The organism is Ureibacillus sp. FSL K6-0165, assembly GCF_038004285.1.
GTDB lineage: Bacteria > Bacillota > Bacilli > Bacillales_A > Planococcaceae > Ureibacillus > Ureibacillus thermosphaericus.
The window spans coordinates 2,346,368-2,369,338 of sequence record NZ_JBBOQS010000001.1 but is presented as its reverse complement, the minus strand read 5'-3'; the positions used below and the strand labels follow the sequence as shown (position 1 = coordinate 2,369,338).

Below are 22,971 nucleotides of genomic sequence, written 5' to 3'. Positions count from 1 at the left end.
AGGAGATTGTTTTTATATGAATACCGATGTTCGTATTGAGAAAGACTTTTTAGGAGAAAAGGAGATTCCGAAAGACGCTTATTATGGCGTACAAACAATTCGGGCAACGGAAAATTTTCCAATTACAGGTTATCGTATTCATCCAGAATTAATTAAATCACTAGGGATTGTAAAAAAATCAGCCGCATTAGCAAACATGGAAGTTGGCTTACTCGATAAAGAAGTTGGGCAATATATAGTAAAAGCTGCTGACGAAGTGATTGAAGGAAAATGGAATGATCAATTTATTGTTGACCCAATTCAAGGCGGGGCAGGAACTTCCATTAATATGAATGCAAATGAAGTGATTGCTAACCGCGCATTGGAATTAATGGGAGAGGAAAAAGGAAACTATTCAAAAATTAGTCCAAACTCCCATGTAAATATGTCTCAATCAACAAACGATGCTTTCCCTACTGCAACGCATATTGCTGTGTTAAGTTTATTAAATCAATTAATTGAAACTACAAAATACATGCAACAAGAATTCATGAAAAAAGCAGATGAATTCGCTGGCGTTATTAAAATGGGAAGAACGCACTTGCAAGACGCTGTTCCTATTTTATTAGGACAAGAGTTTGAAGCATACGCTCGTGTAATTGCCCGCGATATTGAACGTATTGCCAATACGAGAAACAATTTATACGACATCAACATGGGTGCAACAGCAGTCGGCACTGGCTTAAATGCAGATCCTGAATATATAAGAATCGTAACAGAGCATTTAGCGAAATTCAGCGGACATCCATTAAGAAGTGCACAACATTTAGTGGACGCAACTCAAAATACAGACTGCTATACAGAAGTTTCTTCTGCATTAAAAGTTTGCATGATCAACATGTCTAAAATTGCCAATGATTTACGCTTAATGGCATCTGGACCACGCGCAGGCTTATCAGAAATCGTTCTTCCTGCTCGACAACCTGGATCTTCTATCATGCCTGGTAAAGTGAATCCTGTTATGCCAGAAGTGATGAACCAAGTGGCATTCCAAGTGTTCGGTAATGATTTAACAATTACATCTGCATCTGAAGCAGGCCAATTTGAATTAAATGTGATGGAACCTGTGTTATTCTTCAATTTAATTCAATCGATTTCGATTATGACAAATGTCTTTAAATCCTTTACAGAAAACTGCTTAAAAGGCATTAAGGCAAATGAAGAACGCATGAAAGAATATGTTGAGAAAAGCATTGGAATCATCACTGCAATTAACCCACATGTAGGTTATGAAACAGCTGCAAAATTAGCACGTGAAGCATATCTTACAGGGGAATCCATCCGTGAACTTTGCATTAAGTATGGCGTATTAACAGAAGAACAGTTAAATGAAATCTTAAATCCATATGAAATGACACATCCGGGAATTGCTGGAAGAAAATAATGCTACTTTTTTGGCGAAGGGTACTATTGAGGTGCTCTTTGCCTTTTATTTTTTGAGTTACAACATGATGAAGTGTAATCGAAATCTGCAATGGATAGAGTCCATATAATTGTGTAAAAAAGAAAAGAGCCATTTTCCTCCTCTTTTGCTACACTGTTTTCAGACCCAATAAAAACAAATAGAAAGAGGATGAAAAAATGACTCTATTAAAGTTTAACCTAAATATGGACCTTTTAAAAGAATCAATTATCAATTCGAATCTTGATTCTGTTATCAAATCAGCGATTGTTTTAATTCTGAATGAATTTATGGAAAAAGAACGAGATGACTATCTTCAAGCTGCTGCTTATGAACGTTCTCCCGAACGTCGTGATTACCGGAATGGCTATTATGAACGTGATTTAATGATGAGTATTGGAAAGATTCAATTAAAGGTTCCAAGAACTCGCAATGGAGAGTTTTCAACTACCGTGTTTGAAAAATATGCACGTTGTGATCAAGCTTTCGTTCTTTCTATGCTTGAGATGGTCGTGAATGGGGTGTCTACTCGAAAAGTAACGAAAATCGTTGAACAGCTTTGTGGAGAAAATGTCTCCAAATCATTCGTATCATCTTTGACAAAACAATTAGATCCAATTGTCAATGAATGGGCCAATCGCCCTCTAAATACTACATACTATCCTTACATCTTTGTCGATGCTATGTATATTAAAGTTCGCGAAGGTCATAGTGTAGTGTCTAAAGCGGCTTATATCGCGACAGCGATTACCGATCAAAATAAACGTGAAATCCTTGGTGTTCATATTGACCACGTTGAAAGTGCGGAGAGTTGGAGTCGTTTCTTCCAGCATCTAAAATCAAGAGGATTACAATCCCCTAAACTTGTGATTTCAGATGCGCATGAAGGGTTACGAAAGGCCATCCAGCGTGAATTTGTCGGGACTTCTTGGCAAAGATGCAATGTTCATTTTAAACGTAATATCATTGACAAGTTACCTAAAAAAGATACTGCTGAATTCCGAACAATGTTGAAACGAATTTTCGAAGCTGTCACGATTGAAGATATGCGTCAATTTAAAGATGAATTGTTTGAAAAGTTTAGTGACCAAGCACGATTTGAAAAAGCATTGAAAATTCTAGATGAAGGTTTCGAAGATACAATTCAATATATGAATTTTCCTGAAAAAATTCGTCCTCATATTCGCAGTACGAATACCCTTGAACGGTTGAATCAAGAGGTTCGTAGAAGAGAAAGAGTGATCCGAATTTTCCCTAATACGCAATCAGCTTTTCGTTTGATTGGCGCTGTCTTAATGGATTACCAAGAAATCTATGATCGACGAAAAAATCTATCAGGTAGATAATCATTCACTATTTTTCACGCGCATCTTCCATTATGGGATGATTCCATATTCGCAAAGAGCTGTCAAAGTGAAAAGAGCCTTTGACAGCCCTTTACGAATATGGATAGAAAACCCCATGGAAGTTGCGGCTAAAAAATGTGGGAGGGGAATGGAATCAAAAACTGCTATATTTGGTTTGATTCCACTTACGCTACTTTAATCGGATTTGGAAACAGTGTATAAGAGTTTTTACACAATTATCGGGACTTGACTAATCATGCAAGGATAATAGTCAAACTCGGCAAGATAATAGCCAATGGAAGAAAAAGTTGCCTCGTCCAATACGATAATAGTCAAAATCAAGAAGATAATAGTCAACCATGCAAGGATAATAGTCAAACTCGGCAAGATAATAGCCAACGGAAGAAAAAGTTGCCTCGCCCGATACGATAATAGTCAAAATCAAGAAGATAATAGTCAACCATGCAAGGATAATAGTCAAACTCGGCAAGATAATAGCCAACGGAAGAAAAAGGTTCCCTGTCCAATACGATAATAGTCAAAATCAAGAAGATAATAGTCAACCATGCAAGGATAATAGTCAAACTCGGCAAGATAATAGCCAACGGAAGAAAAAGATGCCTCGTCCAATACGATAATAGTCAAAATGATGAAGATAATAGTCAACCATGCAAGGATAATAGTCAAACTCGGCAAGATAATAGCCAACGGAAGAAAAAGTTGCCTCGCCCGATACGATAATAGTCAAAATCAAGAAGATAATAGTCAACCATGCAAGGATAATAGTCAAACTCGGCAAGATAATAGCCAACGGAAGAAAAAGGGGCTTAGCGAAATTCCATATTAGTCAAAATCAAGAAGATAATAGTCAATCAATCAAGGATAATAGTCAAACTTGGGAAGATAATAGCCAACGGAAGAAAAAGGTGCTTAGCGAAATTCCATATTAGTCAAAATCAAGAAGATAATAGTCAACCAAGCAAGGATAATAGTCAAACTTGGGAACATAATAGCCATCGGAAGAAAAAGGGGCTTAGCGAAATTCCATATTAGTCAAAATCAAGAAGATAATAGTCAATCAATCAAGGATAATAGTCAAACTCAGCAAGATAATAGCCAATGGAAGAAAAAGATGCCTCGTCCAATACGATAATAGTCAAAATGATGAAGATAATAGTCAACCATGCAAGGATAATAGTCAAACTCGGCAAGATAATAGCCAACGGAAGAAAAAGGGTGCCTCGCCCGATACGATAATAGTCAAAATCAAGAAGATAATAGTCAATGGATGAAAAAGGCATCAGCAAACTCAATATAATCCAAAATTAGGAAGAGAATAGCCAATCGATGAAAATTACCAGCAAATGCTAAGGTGAGCAATTAGTCAATATCCCTAAAATAAAAAACAGAGCGAATTTACTTCATTCGCTCTGATGAATCATTGACTTGATAGAACTTCATTTAAAAACGCATCCCGCTTTTCAGGAGTTTGTTGCTCGCCTTTCAATAACATTGCTCCAACTTTAAAGTCCGATAAATCTTTCTCCACAATAAATTGCAAGTTGATATCCGCCTTTTCTTGTCCATCAACAGGACAAACTCCTTTAAACTCTACAACATGTTGGCGATTGTTCGTTTTAAAATAAATCCACTCTTCATTTTCGCAAGTTTTGTTTAAAGCCTCTTCATAGCTTAACGAAGGGCTGCTACCAAAAATTTGTGTTTTAATATAAGATATATATTCAGCACCATCCGTTGGTTTATACATATACCAAAAAATAAAAAGGATGAGTATAGGTACAATCCATAAAATCGTTCGTTTTGAAACATTTTGCATGGCAATAAACTCCCCCTACCTTTGTAATGACATTATATCAATATCAAATACTATTTTCTATAAAATTTCATATTATACTATTTCTGGTTAACTCAATACATTCTAATCAAAGAAAATAACATTATAATTATAATTAAAACTAGTCAACACAAGGTGATTGTAAAAAATGAAATTAATATTAACAGAAAAACCATCCGTTGCGAAAAATATTGCAGATGCGTTAAACATAAAAACAAAAAAAGAAGGATATTTTGAAGGGAACGGATACATTATTACGTGGGCTTTCGGACACCTACTTGAATTGTATGATGCGAAAGATTATGATCCAAAATTGACGAAATGGAGAATGGAGTACTTTCCTTTCATCCCACAAAAATTTCAATACAAAGTGAAAACAGATCCTAAAAATAAAGAGAAAGAAGACTTTGGGGCAAAAAAGCAGCTGGAAATTATCCAACAGTTAATGAACCGCCCTGACGTGGAAATGATTATTTCTGCCTGCGACTATGATCGGGAAGGGCAACTGATTGGCGATACAATTATATATAATTTGAAAACGAATAAGCCCGTGTATCGAATGTTGCAAAATGAATGGACGAAGGAAGAAGTGTTGAAAGGTCTTAAACAATTAAAACCAAATACGGAAATGAGACCGCTGTTGGATGCAGGAATTAGTCGGCAATGGGCGGATTGGGTGATTGGCATTAATTTGACATCTGTTGCAACGTTAAAATATCAGAAAGGATCAGGCAGTGCTTTAAACATCGGAAGAGTTTTATTACCTACATTAAAAATAATTTATGATCGAGATAAAGAAATCGAACAATTCAAACCTGAAGATTATTTCAAACTCGAAGCGTCCTTTCAAACCCAAAATGGGGATGTGTATAAAGGAACGTATCACGAAAATGGAGAGGAAAAATTTAAGAATAGAGATGAATTAGAAAACATTCAAAAAGCATTAGCGAATCATCAAGAAGCACAAATTTTCGAAAAGACCGTAGAGAAAAAGAAAGAATATCCGCCTTACTTATTCAATTTGACAAACTTGCAAGGGTATATTACGAGCAAATATAAAGGTTGGACTTCCGATAAAGTGCTGAAAGTTGCCCAATCCCTTTATGAAAAGAAATATATTACCTATCCACGTACAGCTAGCGTCGTATTGGAAGAAAGTTTAGTGGATAAAGCAATGAAGGTTCTTCAAATTGTTAAAAAAGGCTTACCTTATGAAGGTGAAATCGTTTTTGCTAAAAAGAAACGTGTATTTGACAACTCAAAGGTCGAAAGCCATAGCGCCATTATCCCGACGTATGTGAAGCCTGCCCGTTTATCGAATGATGAGAAAATCGTTTATGAAGCGATTAAAAATCGTTTTCTAATGCAATTTATGCCTGTGGCTGAACATGAAGAAACAAAAATCGTAACGAAAGTGAACCAAATCAAAGGAGAGTTTATTTCAAAAGGCAGAGTTCAAATTGTAGAAGGGTGGAGAAAAGTAGAACAAATTGAGTCAAAAGATATGATTCTTCCAAATGTAACCCTTCATGAGCTAGTGACAATCAAGGACCATGAACTGACCTCTCATGTTACTAAGCCGCCGAAACATCATACGGAAAAAACGTTATTGAAGGTGATGGAAACGTGCGGAAAAGGGAAGGAAGAAGAGCTGGAAGAAAGCGATGAAATGATGGCGACCATTTTAAGTGGTTTTAGCATCGGCACGCCGGCAACAAGAGCAGAAACAATCAAAAAGTTGAAATCAATTGGTTACATTACAACGAAAAATAAATATCTAATTTGCACAGAGCTAGGGAAGCGAATTGTTGAAACATTCCCAATCAAAGAATTGTTTGATTTAGAGTTTACAGGCCGATTAGAAAAAACGTTATCGGATATTGAAAAACAAAAATTTCAGCGGGAACGATTTTTACAATTTATTTTTGACTTTACGAAAAAAGCTGTACATACAATTCAACAAGATGAAGATGTGATTTTAAATGAAGTGGAGAAAAAGAAGAAAACCTTTGAAGTGTTAGGGAAATGCCCAGTTTGTGGTCATGCGGTCATTGAAGGGCAAAAAGGATTTGGTTGCAGCAATTGGAAAAATGGATGTAAATTTGTCATTTGGAAAAATGATAAATTCCTGGCTTCCATGAAAAAGAAACCGACGAAAACGATGGTGAAGCAGTTGTTGAGAGAAGGGAATGTGTTAGTGAAAGGTCTCACAAGCAAAAAAGGGAATAAGTTTGATGCAATGTTGCGTTATGAAAAAAATCCTGAAGAAGAATATTTCAGTTGGAAGATGGAATTTTCCAACAACATAGAGCGAGGAAAGTAAGGATCTATTTGATGGAATAATCCATTTGAAGCGGAGCTGAATATGATAATAAAAAGAGGAAAGGATTTTCATCATCATAAGGAAACGCTTTGTTCCATTGATGATTGTTGCCATTTTAGTCTATGGATTCTATGCTTTTTGGCCAGTGGCATTGGATGATGAGTGGCAAGCATTATCGCATGTAGAGCATAATCCATCATTCAAAATGCTTATGAATCAAACATCGGACACTAATTTCCTTCCTCAAAATCTTTCTTATATTGAGAGTACTACTCAATCTGTGAATAATGCATTCCCTAATCCCCTCTACGAATTCATGCATTTTACTAGAAATTTCTCGCCCATCACTCTTTTAGAGCATCATGAATGGCACAATCCTACTGAAAAGTCCCAACTAATTTTGATTGCCATCCAATCCCTTTATACCATTGGTTTTTTGTTACTTGTCGGATCGGTGATTTGGTGGAGAATTATACAGAATTATTCCTTCTATGTACGAAAAACATATTTGCAATGGGGATTTGTTTTTCAATGCTTTCATTTTCTCGCATTGATTTCACTTATTTTATTGGAAATGAATATATTAACGGATGGATTCCTTCCTTCCTTACCAAACCAATCATCGATTCAGTATGGCTGGTATCTCTCGCTTATAGTCTCAGTATTAGGGTTATTGTTTTTGTATAAAAATCGATGGTTCGATTTATTGTTTGTACTGATACTTATAGGTTGTAAAATCGAATATCCAGCAGATTTTCGCTCACTTATTTTAGCACTATTTGAAATCCTTCATTTGATTGCGGCTGCGATTTGGTTTACAGGTCTTGCCATTGTTATTTTTTTCTATTCTAAATATAAAACAATGGTAAAAAACTTCATTGCCATTTTCATTGAATATGCTTTTGTTTGCATTGTGATGTTAGTTATTTCCGGTAGTTTGTTAGCGTATAAATATGATTCGCCATTGGATTTATTGTTAAAGCCGTTAGGGCTGTTGCTTTTACTTAAAATCGTACTTGTCGGGTTCGTCACAATTATTTCTCAAAAAATACATTCTACTATGGACGATTTTCATATAAAATGTTGGATGTATGTTCAATTAGTACTTATGGTCATGATTATTATTCTAGTTTCTGTCATTTCGATTTTTAAATGATAAAAAGTTATAAAAATCTATGAATCAACAATAAATTTAGACTAGAAAAATCAAGAAGATAGTATATAATAAAACTACTAAATATTAAGTATTGATAATCGATACTGACACATGATATATAGTAAAATCGTGTGCATCTATTTTTACCGAATAGGTGTGCACGGTTTTCTTTTAAAAAAATTGAAGTTTTTTTATGTTAGGCAACTATGCAGTTTTGTAGTGAATTTCTACATATACTAGGACGAATTAATATAATCGGATTAAATTTTGCAAATATTTTATCTTTTTATTTAATTGGTCTTGACGATTTTTTATAAAATTTGTACACTGAGGAAAGTCAAATGTTTTTATGGAAAATACAATTCTGGATAGTAAGGATTTGATGAAAAAAATGATAGTATGTAAATTTGGTGGTACTTCTGTTGCAAGTGCAGAACAAATCAAAAAAGTGGCAAATATTGTGAAGGCTAATCCAAAAAGAAGAATCGTGACGGTATCTGCTCCAGGGAAACGCTTTGGTGATGATATGAAAGTGACGGATTTGTTAATCGATTTAGCAGAATCAGCTCTTCGGAATGATCAAGTTGAAGAGAAGCTGCAAAATGTGTTAAATCGATATATTGAAATTGCCCAAGGTCTAGGTTTAGACGGAAAAATTTGCGAAGTAATAGAGAAAGATTTACGCGAACGCATTGCATTAAAATTAGAAAAAGAGTTATTCATTGATAATTTAAAAGCAAGTGGAGAAGACAATAACGCGAAATTAGTTGCGGCATATTTCAACTCTATTGGCATGAAGGCGAAATATGTTAGCCCAAAAGAGGGGTTAATTGTAAACGCCCCTCCTGAAAGAACAGTTGCCTTACCAGAGACTTATGAAAACTTAAAAAATCTGGGAAAGAGTGAGGAAATCATTGTCTTCCCTGGATTCTTCGGATATACAAAAGATGGTGTATTGCGTACATTTGATCGCGGTGGTTCCGATATTACAGGTTCCATCTTAGCGGCGGCTGTCAAAGCAGAGCTGTATGAAAACTTCACAGATGTTGATTGCGTTTTTTCTGCAAATCCGAAAGTGGTAAACGATCCTATCGGTATTGAAGAAATTACATTCCGTGAAATGAGAGAGCTTTCTTATGCAGGATTTTCAGTATTCCATGATGAAGCTTTAATTCCTGTATTCAAACTAGGGATTCCTGTGAATATTAAAAACACAAATAATCCTTCTGCTCCTGGTACACGCATTGTTCCATCCCGCAAGCCTAATGGTCGACCGGTCATTGGGATAGCGGCAGATCACGGTTTCTCGACTTTGTACGTCTCTAAATATTTAATGAATCGAGAAATTGGATTTGGCAGAAAACTATTACAAATCATTGAGGAAGAAAACATTTCTTACGATCATACGCCATCTGGAGTGGATGATATTTCAATTATCATTCGTTCCAACCAATTAAATCCTGAAAAAGAAGAACGCATTGTTAAACGAGTGAAAGAAGAACTTCACGCAGATGATGTTTATTTCCGTCACGGATTTTCCATGATTGTCATTGTAGGCGAAGGTATGCGCAATAATACAGGATTAGCAGCCCGTGCAGCTTCAGCTATTTCTAGAACTGGAGCAAATATCGAGATGATTAATCAAGGGTCATCAGAAGTTAGCCTCGTATTTGGTGTATTGCAGCCATATGAAGACCAATGCTTACGCGCATTGTATGAGGAGTTTTTTGCACCTGTAACGATTTAATATAATGAAGATGCAGCAGACAACCTGTTGCATCTTTTTTTTGTATTTATAATTTTTTCAAATTCATGAATTTTCATTATAAAAAGTATTTGTATATAGAAAAAAAGATAGTTCGGAGTAATAAAACACTATATAATAAGTGTGAAAGGAGTGAAACAATGGAAAAAAAGGAATTGATTTTCTATCCGGAAAATCCAGTGACTCAATTTTTATTTAATGACACTCGTTCCGCGGCCATTTGGCTAGTTGTCCGCATTTATGTAGGATGGATTTGGCTCCAATCAGGAATTCATAAAGTATTTGATGATGCTTGGACTGGTAAGAATGCGGGAGCGGCAGTCAGCGGATATTTACAAGGTGCCATCGAAAAAGCATCCACGACGAATGATGTAATGGGATGGTATGCAGCCTTTTTAGAACATATTTGTTTGCCGAATGCGACAATCTTTAGCTATTTAGTTGCGTTTGGGGAAGTGCTTGTTGGGATTGGATTAATAATAGGATTGTTCACAGCCATTGCAGCCTTTTTCGGATCGATGATGAATATTGCCTTCTTATTTGCTGGCACGTTAAGTTCAAATCCACGTCTATTATTACTCAGCATTCTCTTAATGTTAGCTTGGAAAGTAGCAGGTTGGTATGGTTTAGATCGCTGGGTATTATTAAAACTCGGAACTCCTTGGGGAAAAATTGCAAAGCAGAAAGAAGACACAACAGTGTTCAATGCTTAATACATATGGTAAAATATGCTTACATAAATAGACTAAGAAAACGTTGCTTATAAGGCAACGTTTTTTCATGAAAAGGTGAAAGAAGATGAATGTAATATTTGTATTAACATCTACAGGTCAAGAATTATTACAAATGGTCTCCCACGATGTTGCAGGTTTACTTACGGCGGTGAAGGGAGAATATGTAACGTTTCCTTTTGGCAGTTATAAATATGATTTTCATACCCTTGACCACTATTTAGAGGGAAATGAATATCGCCAAGAACTAGTGATTTATTTAAAAGAGGAAGATTCGAGAGAGTCAATGAAACAATTTGTCATTGATGCAGAATAGAAATAATATTTTGTGAAATATAATTTCAAAATGAATACTGCGTCTTGCCCATATCAGATGGTCGAATTTTTATTGATTCTTTCGTCTAATTTTGCGTTCTTCTAGGAACGCAATTTTGTTTTTTTTGTAAAATAATAATATTCCAGTGAATTGCCCTTTCTAGTGAAGGAGGTGGCTTGATGATTAATGCAATAGGTGGAATCGGCATTTTTTTATTAGGAATGTCGATGTTGACAAACGGGTTGAAAGAGATTGCGGGCGAAACGTTGAGAAAATGGTTACATACTTTCACAAAAGGAACGTTTACATCCTTATTAACAGGATTTTTTATGACTGTGCTCGTTCAATCTTCAACCGCAACAACGATTTTAACAGTTGGTTTTGTCAGTGCAGGACTTATTTCTTTTTTTCAGTCGATTGGTATTATCATTGGCGCCAATATTGGAAGTACAAGTACAGGGTGGATTATTTCCCTTTTAGGGTTTAAGATCAGCCTGCAAGCCATGTCATTGCCGATGATTGGTTTAGGGGTATTTGTACAATATGTGGCTCCAAGCGACATCAAGAAATATGGAGGCGTGTTGACCGGTTTCGGCCTTCTATTTCTAGGAATCGATTTGCTCCAAAAAGGGATGGAAACGGCCCAACATTGGATTCGCTTTGAGTCATTGGATACTGAATCCTTTCTGTCCATTTTGTTATTAATTGGAATTGGCATTATTATGACCATTATTATGCAAGCATCTAGTGCAGCGATGGCAACGACGCTTACTGCATTATTTGCTGGAGCGATTGATTTTGAACAGGCTGCTTTTTTAGTCGTTGGTCAAAATATCGGAACGACTGCAACAGCTATTGTGGCTTCGATTGGATCATCCATCGCAGCAAAACGAACAGCGGCAACCCATTTGATGTTTAATGTTGTGACCGCTTTCATTGTGACCATTTTCATTCGCTACATTTTACAATTTGTTGAGGTTTTGACTGTTGCGTTTACCGGTAGCTTTGATGAAACCGTGGGGCTTGCATTATTCCATACGCTGTTTAGTGTATTTGGGGCCATCATTTTCGTTCCATTTACAAAGCAGTTTTCAAAGCTCTTAACGAAAATGTTGCCAGAAAAGGCGAATGCGTTGACTCGAAATCTCGACGATCAATTGGTATCCATTCCATCCGCTGCCTTAGAAGTAGCTTATCAAACATTATTGCAAATGATGAAACATTTAACGGATGCAATGTTAGAATTAATTGAAGCGAAAAAGGGAACGGCTAGCTACGAAAAAAAAGTGCAGGAAGTAGAGGAAACCATTGTGTTACTCCGCAAGTTCCTCAATGACGTGCAATCGGATTCAACGAAACTTCGTAATCAACATGTTGCCATATTGCACGTGTTGGACCATATCAGCCGATTAATTCGCGTATTGCGAGAACAACAAAAGGTAGAAGGAGTTTTTCATCACGAGAAATTGATGAAATGGTGGCATAAAACGTTAGAACAAATCAATCAAAGTTTTGACAGCGAAGAAAAGTTGTTGGAAATGGAGCAAGAGTTGGAGAAAACCGCCCACAAAATTGCAGAAGAAAGACGAGTGCGCAGAAGAAAATATTATGAGCGAACGGCGGTAAGAGAAACAAAATTGGAAGTGGCCATGTCCAACGTTCAGGCGCTTCTGTGGATTGACCGTCTCGTCTACCATTACTGGCGCGCCTTTGCGAGATTGGTGGAATTTAAAAAAGGGACGGAGATAGAAGAGTCTTAAAGTTTTCAAGATGTGGAGTGGGTGTAGAAGGAGGAAAACGCTCAGTAGGTGAAGATGAGCGTTTTTTTTTATGGGCCATATTATCCTAGCAAGGATTGATTGCATTAGCGCGAGCAAGAGGAGGTTGTATCCGCGCGAGTTGAGTTGTTATCTGAGCAAGAAGGAGCTTCATCTGCGCAAGCTACCCCGTTATCCGAACAAGAGTGAACGCTATCCGCACAAGAGGTAAATGTTACAATACCTTCAAAGCAGAAGCGCTATTTTGGGCGCTTTTTTTATGAACTCCACGTTTTAGCACGCTCCCCACAACCAAAATAAAAAATTTTCCCCTTTTCCCAAAAAAAATCTTCCGAAATGACGTAAAAGGCCTTTCAGGAAAGACAGATTCATTTATCATAAAAATCGTTCTTGATTATACGTTAATGACAGGAATCCTTGAAGGTGAAGTCTAATTGAGAATGAAAAATTTTATTACGGAGGTACAACATGAAAAAAATTACATTTGCAGCATTCTTATTAATGATTGCCCTTCTTACGGCTTGTAACGCCAATGAGGAGAGCAAGGCAAACGAGGCAGAGCAACAACAAAAAGAAAGTGAAGGCATCAGTGTTGATAAAGGGTTATTGAATGTGGAAGTGACGTTGCCAGCTAGCTTTTTTGAAGATGGGGACATTGATGCGGCAATCGCTGAAGCCAAAGAGGAAGGCATCGAAGTAACGAAAAACGAAAATGGCTCTGTGACTTACAAAATGTCAAAAGCGAAGCATAAAGAAATGATGGCCGAGATGGAAGACTCTTTGCTTGAATCCATTGAGGAATTGAAAAATGGTGAAGATTTTACATCCATTAAAGATATTCAACATAACAAGAAATTCACTGAATTTACATTAGTGGTGGACAAAGATGCGTTTGAAAACAGTTTTGATGGATTCGCTGTTTTTGGCTTAGGGTTATCAGGCGCCATGTATCAGCTATTTAACGGTGCTGATCCGGAAAACTATAATGTCAAAATTGTAGTGAAAGACGAAGCGACAAACGAAATCATCAACGAAGTGAATTATCCGAAAGATTTAGAGGATTTGGAAACGGAATAAATGCGAGGAGGTACTGACGATGAAAAAATTCTATTATCCTATTGCGATGTTGATGTTACTGCTTTTATTAGCAGCATGTGGTGAAACAACGGAAGAAAATGTGAACGGAAAAGTGGAAAACACAGAAACGGAACAAACAGCGGAAGAAACGAAAGAAGATGAAAAGGCAAACGAGATTAATCAAGTGATTGTGGATAATGAAAATGTGAAAGCGACACTTGTGAAAATTGTGAAGAAAGAAGATCCAATTTGGGGCAAATCCATTGAAGTCATTTTCGATGTTGAAAACAAACGCCAAGATTCTATCGAAGTACAGGCACGCAGCGTTTCCGCAGATGGCCGCATGGTTGATGAAACATTGTTAGTCATGAGCCAAGAAGTAGCTCCGGGCAAATCGGCCACTGCGAAATTAGAAATCCAAGAATTCGAAGGATATGAATTCCCTGAGTTAAAAGAAAACTTCGAAATGACATTGCACATTTTCTCTTGGGATCAAATGGACTACCAAGAAGATCATCCTGTAAAAGTGACGTTTTAATAGATGCCGCGTGATATGCGCGTTATTTAATGAAAACTTTTATAAAGCCAAAATTCGACAATACCTGATGATATTTGTGCCAAAATCGAACATATTCGGATTTTGGCACTTGCTCATTTGTGCGGATTCATAAGATTTTCTTAACTACTTTTTATTGGTGCATAAAAAGAACTAATAATTGTTTTATAATAGGATTAATAATTGATAGAAAAGCGGTGGTTGAATGAAGTATAGACGAATCTTGGCGATTATTGAATATTTATGGAAATATTCTTCCAAACAACATCCGAAGTCGATTGAAGATATTTTGCAATATTTGGAGATGCATCAAATAGAAGTTGGATTAAAAGCGGTTCGAAATGATTTGAAGTTTTTAACTTCAGAGGAATCGTTCATCAAGGTCGAAACTAGCCAAAGCGGAAGAAATCAATTTATACATTATTGGATTGCGGATCGATTTTTTGAAATCCATGAGTTGCGCTATATGATGGATGCCATTTCTTCGGCCCGTTTCATTTCAGAGCAAGAAACGGAGCAAATTATAGGAAAATTAAAAAAGTTCGTATCCGAAAATGAAGCGATCTTATTAGCAAACCAGTTAGTACATACCTTTGCGAAAATTGATAGTCCTTTATTTGCCAAGACGGTTCAAACGATCCACCAGGCTATTGCGGAAAAGAAGGTCATTCAGTTCCAATATGGCCGTTACTCGGTGGAGAAAGAATTTGTGCTATCTGGAAGTCCCAATCCTAAACAATATCTCATCCATCCTTATGGAATCATTTGGAATGAAGAGATGTATTATTTAATTGGCTATAACGTGATGGAGGAGGACATCCATCATTACCGAATCGACCGAATCAGGGATATTCAATTGCTCGAACAGAAATTTGCCGTGCAACCGGGCTTTGATATTAACAAGTATCGCAATCTATTATTTTTCATGTTTGGCGGGGAAGAGTCTTCCATCGAGGTGATTTTTAAAAATGATTTGGCGCCCGCCGTGATTGACCGCTTTGGCCTCAATGCTGACATTAAGAGAGTGGATGATGAACATTTTCGCCTAATCACGAGAGCCATCATCAGTAAAGGGCTTGTGCGTTGGCTGCTTTCATGGGGCGCCGATGCGAAAGTGGTCTATCCGAAGCGGCTGGTGGAAGAGATGGAGGAGGAAGCGGAGAGGTTGTATCTGCAATATCATGGTTTGGGGTGAGTGTTGAGAGGAAGGGATTGTGAAGGGTTTCGTAAATTATTCGCAAGGACAAGTCGCGTATTTTCTATCAATGCGCGGCTGTTTTTATTGGTAAGGAAAGTGCGAAATTTGCGGGAAGAACAGTGGACGTTCACTGGGTTAGCATGATGAAAAATTCTCAAAAAAGCGTTTGGAGTGACGAAAAGGGAATTCCAGGATAAGAAAAATTAATAAACAGGGATTCCCGGAGTTGACCTTCGATTGCAGCCATGATATTATTATCTCGAAATTGAGATAATTTAAATCAAAATTTAAGATAGTTCGGAAAGCTATCTTTATTTTTAGGGAATATATCTTGAATTCGAGATAATAACGTTGTTCATCAAGTATAATCAAAAGGAGCCATTTAAATGAAAAAACACACAGCAGGAATTCATCATATTACGGCAATCGTAGAACATCCACAAGAAAATATCGATTTTTACACAGGTGTTCTTGGATTGCGCCTTGTGAAAAAAACCGTAAACTTCGATGATCCGGGAACGTACCATTTCTATTTTGGGAATGAATGGGGCAAACCGGGCACCATCATCACCTTTTTCCCTTGGCCGGGCGCATATCAGGGACGGATCGGCGATGGACAGGTTGGCGTAACGACCTATGTGGTGCCTGTCGGAGCAATGGAATTTTGGAAAAAGCGATTGGACAAATTCAACATTGCATATACAGAAACGTCGCGATTTGGAGAAACCTATTTGCAATTCAAAGACCCCCATGGATTGCAACTGGAACTGGTTGAGCGGGAAAGCGGGGAAGAGAATAGCTGGACATTTGGCGGCGTCACAAAAGAGGTAGCCATCAAAGGATTTGGCGGTGCAGTCTTGTATTCCAGCCTCCCCGAAGAAACAACAAAAACGCTGATAGATGTGATGGGGCTTGAGGTGGTCGGCCAGGAGGGGGACTACACACGCTTTCAATCGACTGCCGACATCGGAAATATCATCGATTTGAAAATGACGAAAGGAATCCGCGGCATGATGGGGGTTGGAACCGTCCACCATATCGCTTGGCGTGCGAATGACAATGATGACCACCTTGAATGGCAGGAATATGCAATGAATAAAGGCATGTACGTCACAGATGTAAAGGATCGCAACTATTTCAATTCCATCTATTTCCATGAGCCTGGAAAAATATTGTTCGAAATTGCAACAGACCCTCCAGGATTTGCGCTCGACGAGTCTTTTGAAACAATGGGAACCCGGTTGATGCTGCCTCCACAATACGAACCTTTCCGCGACCGTTTAGAAGCGTCATTAATACCGGTCGAAGTTCGTCCGCTGGATTAAAATCACAGGGATGTGAGTTGCTTTTGGACGAACCGCATCGATGAACAGATGAAGACGAGCGTAAATGCATTATGCAGGCCGGTCAAAGATGCCAAAATTGTTGGGACAGTCCGATGATCAGATGGAGATGCCGTGCAGGTTAGCCGCGACAGGACGGAAAGGCCCCGTGTACATTTCGATGGACAGATGGAAACGGGCGAAAATGCATTGTGCAGGTCGGTCAAGATTCACAGGATGCCAAATCGCGGGAACATTTCGATGAAAAATGAAAAGGAGTAATCAAACATATGCGACATATTTTTAAAGAAGGAACCAACCCCGATAAGCCGGTTTTACTGTTGCTGCATGGAACGGGCGGAGATGAGAACTCATTGCTACCGTTAGCGGAAATGATCGATCCGGAAAGTGCTGTGCTGAGCGTGAGGGGAAATGTTTTGGAAAATGGAATGCCTCGCTTTTTCAGACGGTTGGCGGAAGGGGTGTTTGATGAAGAAGATTTGATTTACCGGACTCAGGAATTACATCATTTTTTGGATGACGCTGCGAACGAATATCAATTTGATCGCAACAATATAGTGGCGATTGGCTATTCGAACGGCGCAAATATCGCAGCAAGTCTGTTATTTCTGATGAACGATTCTTTAAAAGGTGCGATTTTACACCACCCAATGGTACCGATACGAGGCATTCCATTGCCAAACTTGACTGGAACCGACGTATTCATTGGAGCTGGAACGAACGATCCCATCTGCCCTCAACAAGAATCGGTGGAACTTCAAGAATTGTTGGAGGGGGCAGGGGCATCTGTGGCGATCCATTGGGAAAGTTACGGACACCAATTGACGATCACAGAGGTTGAAAAAGCGAAAGAGTGGTATGAAAAACATTATTCATAATTGAATTGGAAAATAAGGAAAAGCCGCGTATTGAGTCTGTAGAAGCGCGGTTTTTTTCTTCCATGGTATCCGTACGCATAATGATATTAATTCGTATTTTGTGAAGGGGTATCTAGAGAGTCTCGTAGGGCAATATTTACTTACTAGAATTCAAACTGGAACAAGTATTAAAAACATCAAAATCGTCCTTCCTGAAATATTGTGGTGGTACCTTCATTTTACAGTATAGGACGATTTTTTGTGTACTTTAAAAAAATGAGAGGATTTACAAAAAGTCAGTTATCTTGACTATTTGGACAGCTCCTTCTTACCTCTAGTCAAGTGTTTTTTATTATCTATTTTGTATTTGGCAATTAAAAATGTATTAAATAGCAAATAAGAGTATCCATTTGATTGAATATTAACTCATACACCACGTTACTTGACATGGAGCCTCTGCGGTCATGATTCTACGCAAAAGGGCAAAGCCGTATGGTTTTGCAGGCCAGAGAGCCTACCATAATCACCACTCCATATCAAGTTATAATTATGCAGAAATAGGTGCAAATGCTTAATTGCCAAACTGTACATTTTCTGATTGTCACTAACATCTATCTTTTATATTTGACGAAGGGCTTCTGCTTTTTATAAAACTTTTAATATTTGACACTTTTAAAACAATTTACATTAAAAAATGTTAATATATAAAAAGAACTGGGTATTATTTCATATGCGGATAAATTTATAAGGGGTTTATTGAATAAGATGGAAAGAGCATTTAATCAATTAGGACAACTTGTTCATGCGAAAGATGCGCATAAATATGGAGCGATCTATACTTGTCCTTGTTGTGGAGCAAACGTATTCAAAGCGGAAGGAATAGTGCAATCAGCTCATTTTCGACATGAACGCGGTCAAGGTTCCGAACAATGTGAGCTTTATGTCAAAAGTCTAACTAGTTCTTTTAATCCTAACGATTATTCTACAATGTTAAATCGGCCATTTATCACGTTCGAATCTTCTAGTATGGACTGGAAGCTTTTTATTACATTTCCTTATCTAACACCTTCCCAAGCAGCAGAGTGTGATCTGCACAATTTACATTTTAAAATAAAATGTAATGAAATGAATTCCTTTATTTCATCTGCCCAACTTTGGCCAAATTCAAATGAAAATAAACTTCAAATTATTCCTAAAGAGGGATATAGTTTTTCGTTTGAGAGAAAAGATCACCAAGATTGCTATTATAAGCTTGGGCTCAATTGGCCTGAATATATACGAGGTTTTAAGAATAATGTTTATCTGTTTCAGTTGGTAAATAACAAATTTTGTATGATGGAACCTCGTGAATTATCTATTAATGATACTTTTTATATGATGTCTAGAGAAAGAATTAAATTTCCAAACGAGATACATGTAGAGACGTTAAACAAAAAATATGGGTGGTTTGCTTATAAACTTCAACTACCTTCTTTATTAACAGACGAATTGATTAGATGGTTTCAACAGTTTGGATATCATTTAAAGCCTCCATATTATTACCTAGACATATTAAAACCTTCGACTTTTGGAAGAAAAAATAATGCGTTTTTAATCGAGGACAGAGAATGCATTATACAAATATCTTTTCGTGATTTTACTCAGCAAATATATCATCTGGTTCATATTCAACCAGACTATACAAGCAAGGAGTATCGATTATCAGATAGCTATTTTAAAATAACATTAAACAAAGAAGGATTTCACACCTTTTATATTAAAAATCATGAAGGAAAAATGTTGCATTTGTACTTCGGTGAAAAAATTACGACCTATTTTCCTATTGAGTATGACTCTAGAATTACAATCGATAATCAAAAATTGACACTTTTTAAAGAGAAGAAAATTCGAAAGTCTCGCTCAATAAATGTGCTAAAAGACTCTTTGTTTCCTTACTGGATAAAGGAAAAAAATAAATTTCCAAAAAAACTTGACAATATTAGCAATGATTCACATCAATTCATTGAGAAAATTTTTATTCCTGGGATTTGGACGTTCCATTTTTCTTCAGATGGGAACGACAGTCCTTACGAGATAAATTGGAACAACATTTTATTGGCGTATATGCAATTGGAGCAAAGTAAATCCTATTGGATTTCAAATGCGCAATACGCTAATTTTAAGTCTTTATTGAAAAATATAGACAATAAGGTCTTACAATCAAAATTAGCATATTACTTGAATTTGTATCGAAATCAAGTTCCGATGATTGTGAAGAAATTAATTGAAAAAATAACGTGACGAATAAGGGGGATAGTATGAAAACGATTTTTGGAATAATTGAAAAAGAAAAGAGACCAGATAAAAAGTTTATGTTCATCAAAGTTTTGGCAGAATACGAAAACTATCAACTAACTGAAGTTAAAAACCCAACAATTGATTATCCGAGTGAAGGAGAAGTGATGTGGTCTCCTGTTCCAGATGGAATAAATGTTGGAAAGTTAGGATTTTATACAATAGAGGAAAGAATCGATGATTATGCAAGTAAACCTATATATTCAAAGTATTTAGTTAATCAAGAGATAGTAGATTTAAGATACTATGAAATCGTTAAAATACCATTTTCGCTCGTTCAAAATAAAGAAATAACTTATTTAATTCAAAATGGATTTGATGCACCCCAACAGTTCACATCAGAGATTTTACTGTTAACGACTGATAATTTCTTAATAGGACCTTACCGTCCTAAACAAACAAAAGAACTGAAATGGGTTGCTGATTTTAATGATGATAGGTTGCTCGAGATACGACAAAATAATATGGACATGGTTAAGTATTATGATAAAAATGTAGGTACATTCCGCTATTTTACATCAACTATGTTGCTAGATACTGTTGAAGATTATCTTGATTGCGCCACTAATGAACGAATTATCCGATACGCTCTAAAGACTCTTAAAGATGAGAAGCATGTTCAGGACATTTCAAGAAAAGTAATAAATCAACTATCCGATTTAGTTAGTGAGTTGCCTTCTGAAATTCGTTATGAACGCATTACTCGAGCAATTGAGTTGTTGACTAAATATAAAGTTGAACAGGAAGATATTGCCCACTTTGAACAGGAATTATTGCAATACCCAGCCATTCAAGACAAAATACAAGAACTGTTAGAAGAAAAATTAGTAATCGAAAGGAAAAAAATAGAGAATGAAAATAAAAAAATAATTAATGAGACTCAGCAATTAAGAAGAGAAAAAGAACAGCTATTAGCAACCATTAATAAAATTAAACAACAAATAAGGGAATCAGAAGAAAACTTAAAAAAAGCTGATGAAGCATTAGAACAAAAGCTTAAAGACATGAAGCATAACATTTTTCAGACTTTAACGGATTTAATTCCATTTACAAGTTTGGGACTAAATATCTCTCACAATGACAGCAATTATCGAAATGATTCACAATGGATTGTAAAAGAGACTGCTGAAACAATAATATATGATGATGTTTCTAGTTTAGTAAAATCACTGGTAAAGAATTTATCTATGATTAATATAGAAGAGAAACAAGCACTATTGATTGCAAAAACGACCTTAGGTGCAATTTTATTTAGAAAGCCAATCATATTTAAGGGAAACTTTAGCTTTGAAATCTCGCAAGTAATTGGTTGGACCATTTCGGGTAATGACCATCTGACTATTTTTCCAGATATAAAAAATTTCTCAAATCAAGCTTTAATTTCTAGCTTTTCAAATTATATGAGACTTGACTACATAAAATCGGTTCATTTATGTCAAATTGAAAATTCATCTGCTGAATTATATTTGCCGTCGTTTTTAGACTACTGGAAAGTCTCTATAGAAGAGTCGTTGCCAGAATTAATCCTCATAAGTATTAAAGATTATAATGAATTAACTGACTCATTTATTCAAAAGCTACAATTCGTGCCAATAATAGATACTGATAAAATGATAATTAATTCAGATATTCGAACACTGAGAAAAAATTATAGTTTAATGTTTGGTTCAATCCCTTCACATCCATTTATAGAGGATGTTTTATTGAAAAAGAAATCAAGTGAATTCAGTAATTTCTTAGAAGTGGTACAAGAAGTTATTCCGTTCGCACAACATAGAGATTCGTTTAAAAAGTGGTTTCGCTTATTAGAAGATGAATCTTTAGATGAGGATGTTGTTTCTATATGGGTTGTAAAGGTGTTGCTACAACCATATATCAGTAACGAACAGACGGAGAAAATTTTAGAAGAACTGTATGTTGAAAGTATTGTTGTTTAATAAAGGGATGAGATAAATAAGATGTTTGATGAAAAGTGGAAAAATAAAATGTATCAGTTGAGACAAATAAAATCTCATATTCTTTCGTTAATACATTTTCACGCATTTGAAGACGATAAGATGAAACCCGTTCATTTTCAACGACTTATTCCACCTATCCAAAGGTTGATAAAAAGTGATTTTTTTGGCGACGTTAGAGATTGGATGGGATATGAGTCTAATGAAACAGAAACACAAATATTGCTCGACTGGTTATCGAGTTTAGGGGAAATAGCAAAACTTGCAAATGGGTATTACTTGCCATTACCGTTGCGCACTGTACAACTCCCTGTATCTAAAACTTTGATCTTACTTAGTAACATGGGAGAACCGAAAACTATTTCAAGTTATAACTATTATGGGTGTGGCGGTGGTTATGTAGAAGATGATGATAAACTTCCAATGTTAACAATTTGTGAATGGATGTCATCACTAACTATAAGTGAATTTATACAAATACTAATGTCGGAAGAGCCTATAAAGTTGAACGAAGAGCCAACTGAAATATTTCTGCCACAGAAGAAACGTAAATGGTATCCATTTCATGCAAATATTGTGTCAAACGTAAAGCTATATATTGCTAAGTATACAGTGAAATACGGTGAACCGCTTTATTTTTGGGTAGAAAGAAAAAAACACAACACATATTATTACAAAATACCAATCGATTATTTGGATATCGCAAAATATGCACTAGAAAACAAGGCGAATATTAAAATAACAACAAAATGTACAAGAATTAATGAAGATCTTATGTATGTTCGATTTACAAGAAGACTTACTTCACCTGAGGAAAAGATGTTAATGTTATTTGCTTTTCCGCTTCATCTCATTAGATCATTTGAGTGGATTGTCCCTTTGCAACATCACGGCGATTTTGTTTGGATTTTGAACCGTTTAGGGATTGAAGTAGTTTAAA

Annotated in this window: 20 protein-coding genes; 16 read left to right on the top strand and 4 right to left on the bottom strand. The window is 36.3% G+C overall.

The annotated features are described in order from the left end of the window. The first annotated feature begins 16 nt into the window (after positions 1-16). Both aspA and NST00_RS11710 read left to right on the top strand, forming a co-directional pair. Positions 17-1,423: an aspartate ammonia-lyase gene (aspA, locus tag NST00_RS11715; protein WP_096550882.1), complete on the top strand. Its 1,407-nt coding sequence runs from the start codon at positions 17-19 to the stop codon at positions 1,421-1,423. Positions 1,424-1,620: 197 nt separating this feature from the next. Beyond that, entirely contained in the window at positions 1,621-2,787 is a 1,167-nt protein-coding gene (locus NST00_RS11710; RefSeq protein ID WP_340710002.1) for an IS256 family transposase, read from the top strand. Between the two features lie 271 nt (positions 2,788-3,058). Here NST00_RS11710 and NST00_RS11705 read toward each other — a convergent pair whose 3' ends face one another. From NST00_RS11705 to NST00_RS11690, 4 genes are all read right to left on the bottom strand, one after another. Further along, positions 3,059-3,277, bottom strand: a complete 219-nt coding sequence (locus NST00_RS11705) for a hypothetical protein (RefSeq protein WP_340710001.1) — start codon at positions 3,275-3,277, stop codon at positions 3,059-3,061. 90 nt (positions 3,278-3,367) lie between these two features. Continuing rightward, complete coding sequence (locus NST00_RS11700) at positions 3,368-3,586, bottom strand: hypothetical protein (protein ID WP_340710000.1); 219 nt, start codon at positions 3,584-3,586, stop codon at positions 3,368-3,370. A 283-nt stretch (positions 3,587-3,869) separates the two neighbouring features. Continuing rightward, positions 3,870-4,094 (bottom strand): hypothetical protein, encoded by a 225-nt coding sequence (locus tag NST00_RS11695; protein ID WP_340709999.1) that lies wholly within the window; start codon positions 4,092-4,094, stop codon positions 3,870-3,872. Between the two features lie 131 nt (positions 4,095-4,225). Next, positions 4,226-4,624 (bottom strand): glucosamine 6-phosphate synthetase, encoded by a 399-nt coding sequence (locus NST00_RS11690; protein WP_096550884.1) that lies wholly within the window; start codon positions 4,622-4,624, stop codon positions 4,226-4,228. Positions 4,625-4,790: 166 nt separating this feature from the next. On the opposite strand from NST00_RS11690, the gene NST00_RS11685 reads away from it, so the two are divergent. The 14 genes from NST00_RS11685 to NST00_RS11620 all read left to right on the top strand — a co-directional run bounded on the left by NST00_RS11685 (position 4,791) and on the right by NST00_RS11620 (position 22,970). Further along, positions 4,791-6,965 carry a type IA DNA topoisomerase gene (locus NST00_RS11685; RefSeq protein WP_340709998.1) on the top strand — a complete coding sequence of 725 codons (2,175 nt, stop codon included), beginning with the start codon at positions 4,791-4,793 and terminating at the stop codon, positions 6,963-6,965. Positions 6,966-7,062: 97 nt separating this feature from the next. Continuing rightward, entirely contained in the window at positions 7,063-8,121 is a 1,059-nt protein-coding gene (locus NST00_RS11680; RefSeq protein WP_340709997.1) for a hypothetical protein, read from the top strand. A 391-nt stretch (positions 8,122-8,512) separates the two neighbouring features. Further along, positions 8,513-9,868 (top strand): aspartate kinase, encoded by a 1,356-nt coding sequence (locus NST00_RS11675; RefSeq protein ID WP_340710185.1) that lies wholly within the window; start codon positions 8,513-8,515, stop codon positions 9,866-9,868. A 158-nt stretch (positions 9,869-10,026) separates the two neighbouring features. Continuing rightward, a complete protein-coding gene (locus tag NST00_RS11670) occupies positions 10,027-10,599 on the top strand; it encodes a DoxX family protein (protein ID WP_016839131.1) in 573 nt (190 codons plus the stop codon). An 85-nt stretch (positions 10,600-10,684) separates the two neighbouring features. Further along, positions 10,685-10,933: a thymidylate synthase gene (locus tag NST00_RS11665; protein WP_340709996.1), complete on the top strand. Its 249-nt coding sequence runs from the start codon at positions 10,685-10,687 to the stop codon at positions 10,931-10,933. A 179-nt stretch (positions 10,934-11,112) separates the two neighbouring features. Further along, positions 11,113-12,693 carry a Na/Pi cotransporter family protein gene (locus NST00_RS11660; RefSeq protein WP_340709995.1) on the top strand — a complete coding sequence of 527 codons (1,581 nt, stop codon included), beginning with the start codon at positions 11,113-11,115 and terminating at the stop codon, positions 12,691-12,693. A gap of 486 nt (positions 12,694-13,179) precedes the next feature. Beyond that, on the top strand, positions 13,180-13,788 hold the full coding sequence (locus NST00_RS11655) for a hypothetical protein (RefSeq protein ID WP_340709994.1): 609 nt from the start codon (positions 13,180-13,182) through the stop codon (positions 13,786-13,788). A 19-nt stretch (positions 13,789-13,807) separates the two neighbouring features. Next, a complete protein-coding gene (locus tag NST00_RS11650) occupies positions 13,808-14,326 on the top strand; it encodes a hypothetical protein (RefSeq protein ID WP_340436264.1) in 519 nt (172 codons plus the stop codon). A gap of 241 nt (positions 14,327-14,567) precedes the next feature. Next, on the top strand, positions 14,568-15,539 hold the full coding sequence (locus tag NST00_RS11645) for a helix-turn-helix transcriptional regulator (protein WP_340709993.1): 972 nt from the start codon (positions 14,568-14,570) through the stop codon (positions 15,537-15,539). 389 nt (positions 15,540-15,928) lie between these two features. Further along, positions 15,929-16,867 (top strand): ring-cleaving dioxygenase, encoded by a 939-nt coding sequence (locus tag NST00_RS11640; protein ID WP_340709992.1) that lies wholly within the window; start codon positions 15,929-15,931, stop codon positions 16,865-16,867. Positions 16,868-17,154: 287 nt separating this feature from the next. After that, positions 17,155-17,763, top strand: a complete 609-nt coding sequence (locus NST00_RS11635; protein ID WP_340709991.1) for an alpha/beta hydrolase — start codon at positions 17,155-17,157, stop codon at positions 17,761-17,763. A gap of 744 nt (positions 17,764-18,507) precedes the next feature. Beyond that, positions 18,508-20,022 (top strand): hypothetical protein, encoded by a 1,515-nt coding sequence (locus NST00_RS11630; protein ID WP_340709990.1) that lies wholly within the window; start codon positions 18,508-18,510, stop codon positions 20,020-20,022. Between the two features lie 17 nt (positions 20,023-20,039). Beyond that, positions 20,040-22,013 carry a hypothetical protein gene (locus NST00_RS11625; protein WP_340709989.1) on the top strand — a complete coding sequence of 658 codons (1,974 nt, stop codon included), beginning with the start codon at positions 20,040-20,042 and terminating at the stop codon, positions 22,011-22,013. Positions 22,014-22,034: 21 nt separating this feature from the next. Continuing rightward, a complete protein-coding gene (locus NST00_RS11620; RefSeq protein WP_340709988.1) occupies positions 22,035-22,970 on the top strand; it encodes a hypothetical protein in 936 nt (311 codons plus the stop codon). Position 22,971: the final 1 nt, after the last annotated feature.

Bases quoted from the DNA above. Each gene is read 5' to 3' on its own strand.
- aspA (WP_096550882.1), top strand. From the start codon at position 17: ATGAATACCGATGTTCGTATTGAGAAAGACTTTTTAGGAGAAAAGGAG.
- NST00_RS11710 (WP_340710002.1), top strand. From the start codon at position 1,621: ATGACTCTATTAAAGTTTAACCTAAATATGGACCTTTTAAAAGAATCA.
- NST00_RS11690 (WP_096550884.1), bottom strand. From the start codon at position 4,624: ATGCAAAATGTTTCAAAACGAACGATTTTATGGATTGTACCTATACTC.
- NST00_RS11685 (WP_340709998.1), top strand. From the start codon at position 4,791: ATGAAATTAATATTAACAGAAAAACCATCCGTTGCGAAAAATATTGCA.
- NST00_RS11675 (WP_340710185.1), top strand. From the start codon at position 8,513: ATGATAGTATGTAAATTTGGTGGTACTTCTGTTGCAAGTGCAGAACAA.
- NST00_RS11670 (WP_016839131.1), top strand. From the start codon at position 10,027: ATGGAAAAAAAGGAATTGATTTTCTATCCGGAAAATCCAGTGACTCAA.
- NST00_RS11665 (WP_340709996.1), top strand. From the start codon at position 10,685: ATGAATGTAATATTTGTATTAACATCTACAGGTCAAGAATTATTACAA.
- NST00_RS11660 (WP_340709995.1), top strand. From the start codon at position 11,113: ATGATTAATGCAATAGGTGGAATCGGCATTTTTTTATTAGGAATGTCG.
- NST00_RS11655 (WP_340709994.1), top strand. From the start codon at position 13,180: ATGAAAAAAATTACATTTGCAGCATTCTTATTAATGATTGCCCTTCTT.
- NST00_RS11650 (WP_340436264.1), top strand. From the start codon at position 13,808: ATGAAAAAATTCTATTATCCTATTGCGATGTTGATGTTACTGCTTTTA.
- NST00_RS11640 (WP_340709992.1), top strand. From the start codon at position 15,929: ATGAAAAAACACACAGCAGGAATTCATCATATTACGGCAATCGTAGAA.
- NST00_RS11635 (WP_340709991.1), top strand. From the start codon at position 17,155: ATGCGACATATTTTTAAAGAAGGAACCAACCCCGATAAGCCGGTTTTA.
- NST00_RS11630 (WP_340709990.1), top strand. From the start codon at position 18,508: ATGGAAAGAGCATTTAATCAATTAGGACAACTTGTTCATGCGAAAGAT.
- NST00_RS11625 (WP_340709989.1), top strand. From the start codon at position 20,040: ATGAAAACGATTTTTGGAATAATTGAAAAAGAAAAGAGACCAGATAAA.
- NST00_RS11620 (WP_340709988.1), top strand. From the start codon at position 22,035: ATGTTTGATGAAAAGTGGAAAAATAAAATGTATCAGTTGAGACAAATA.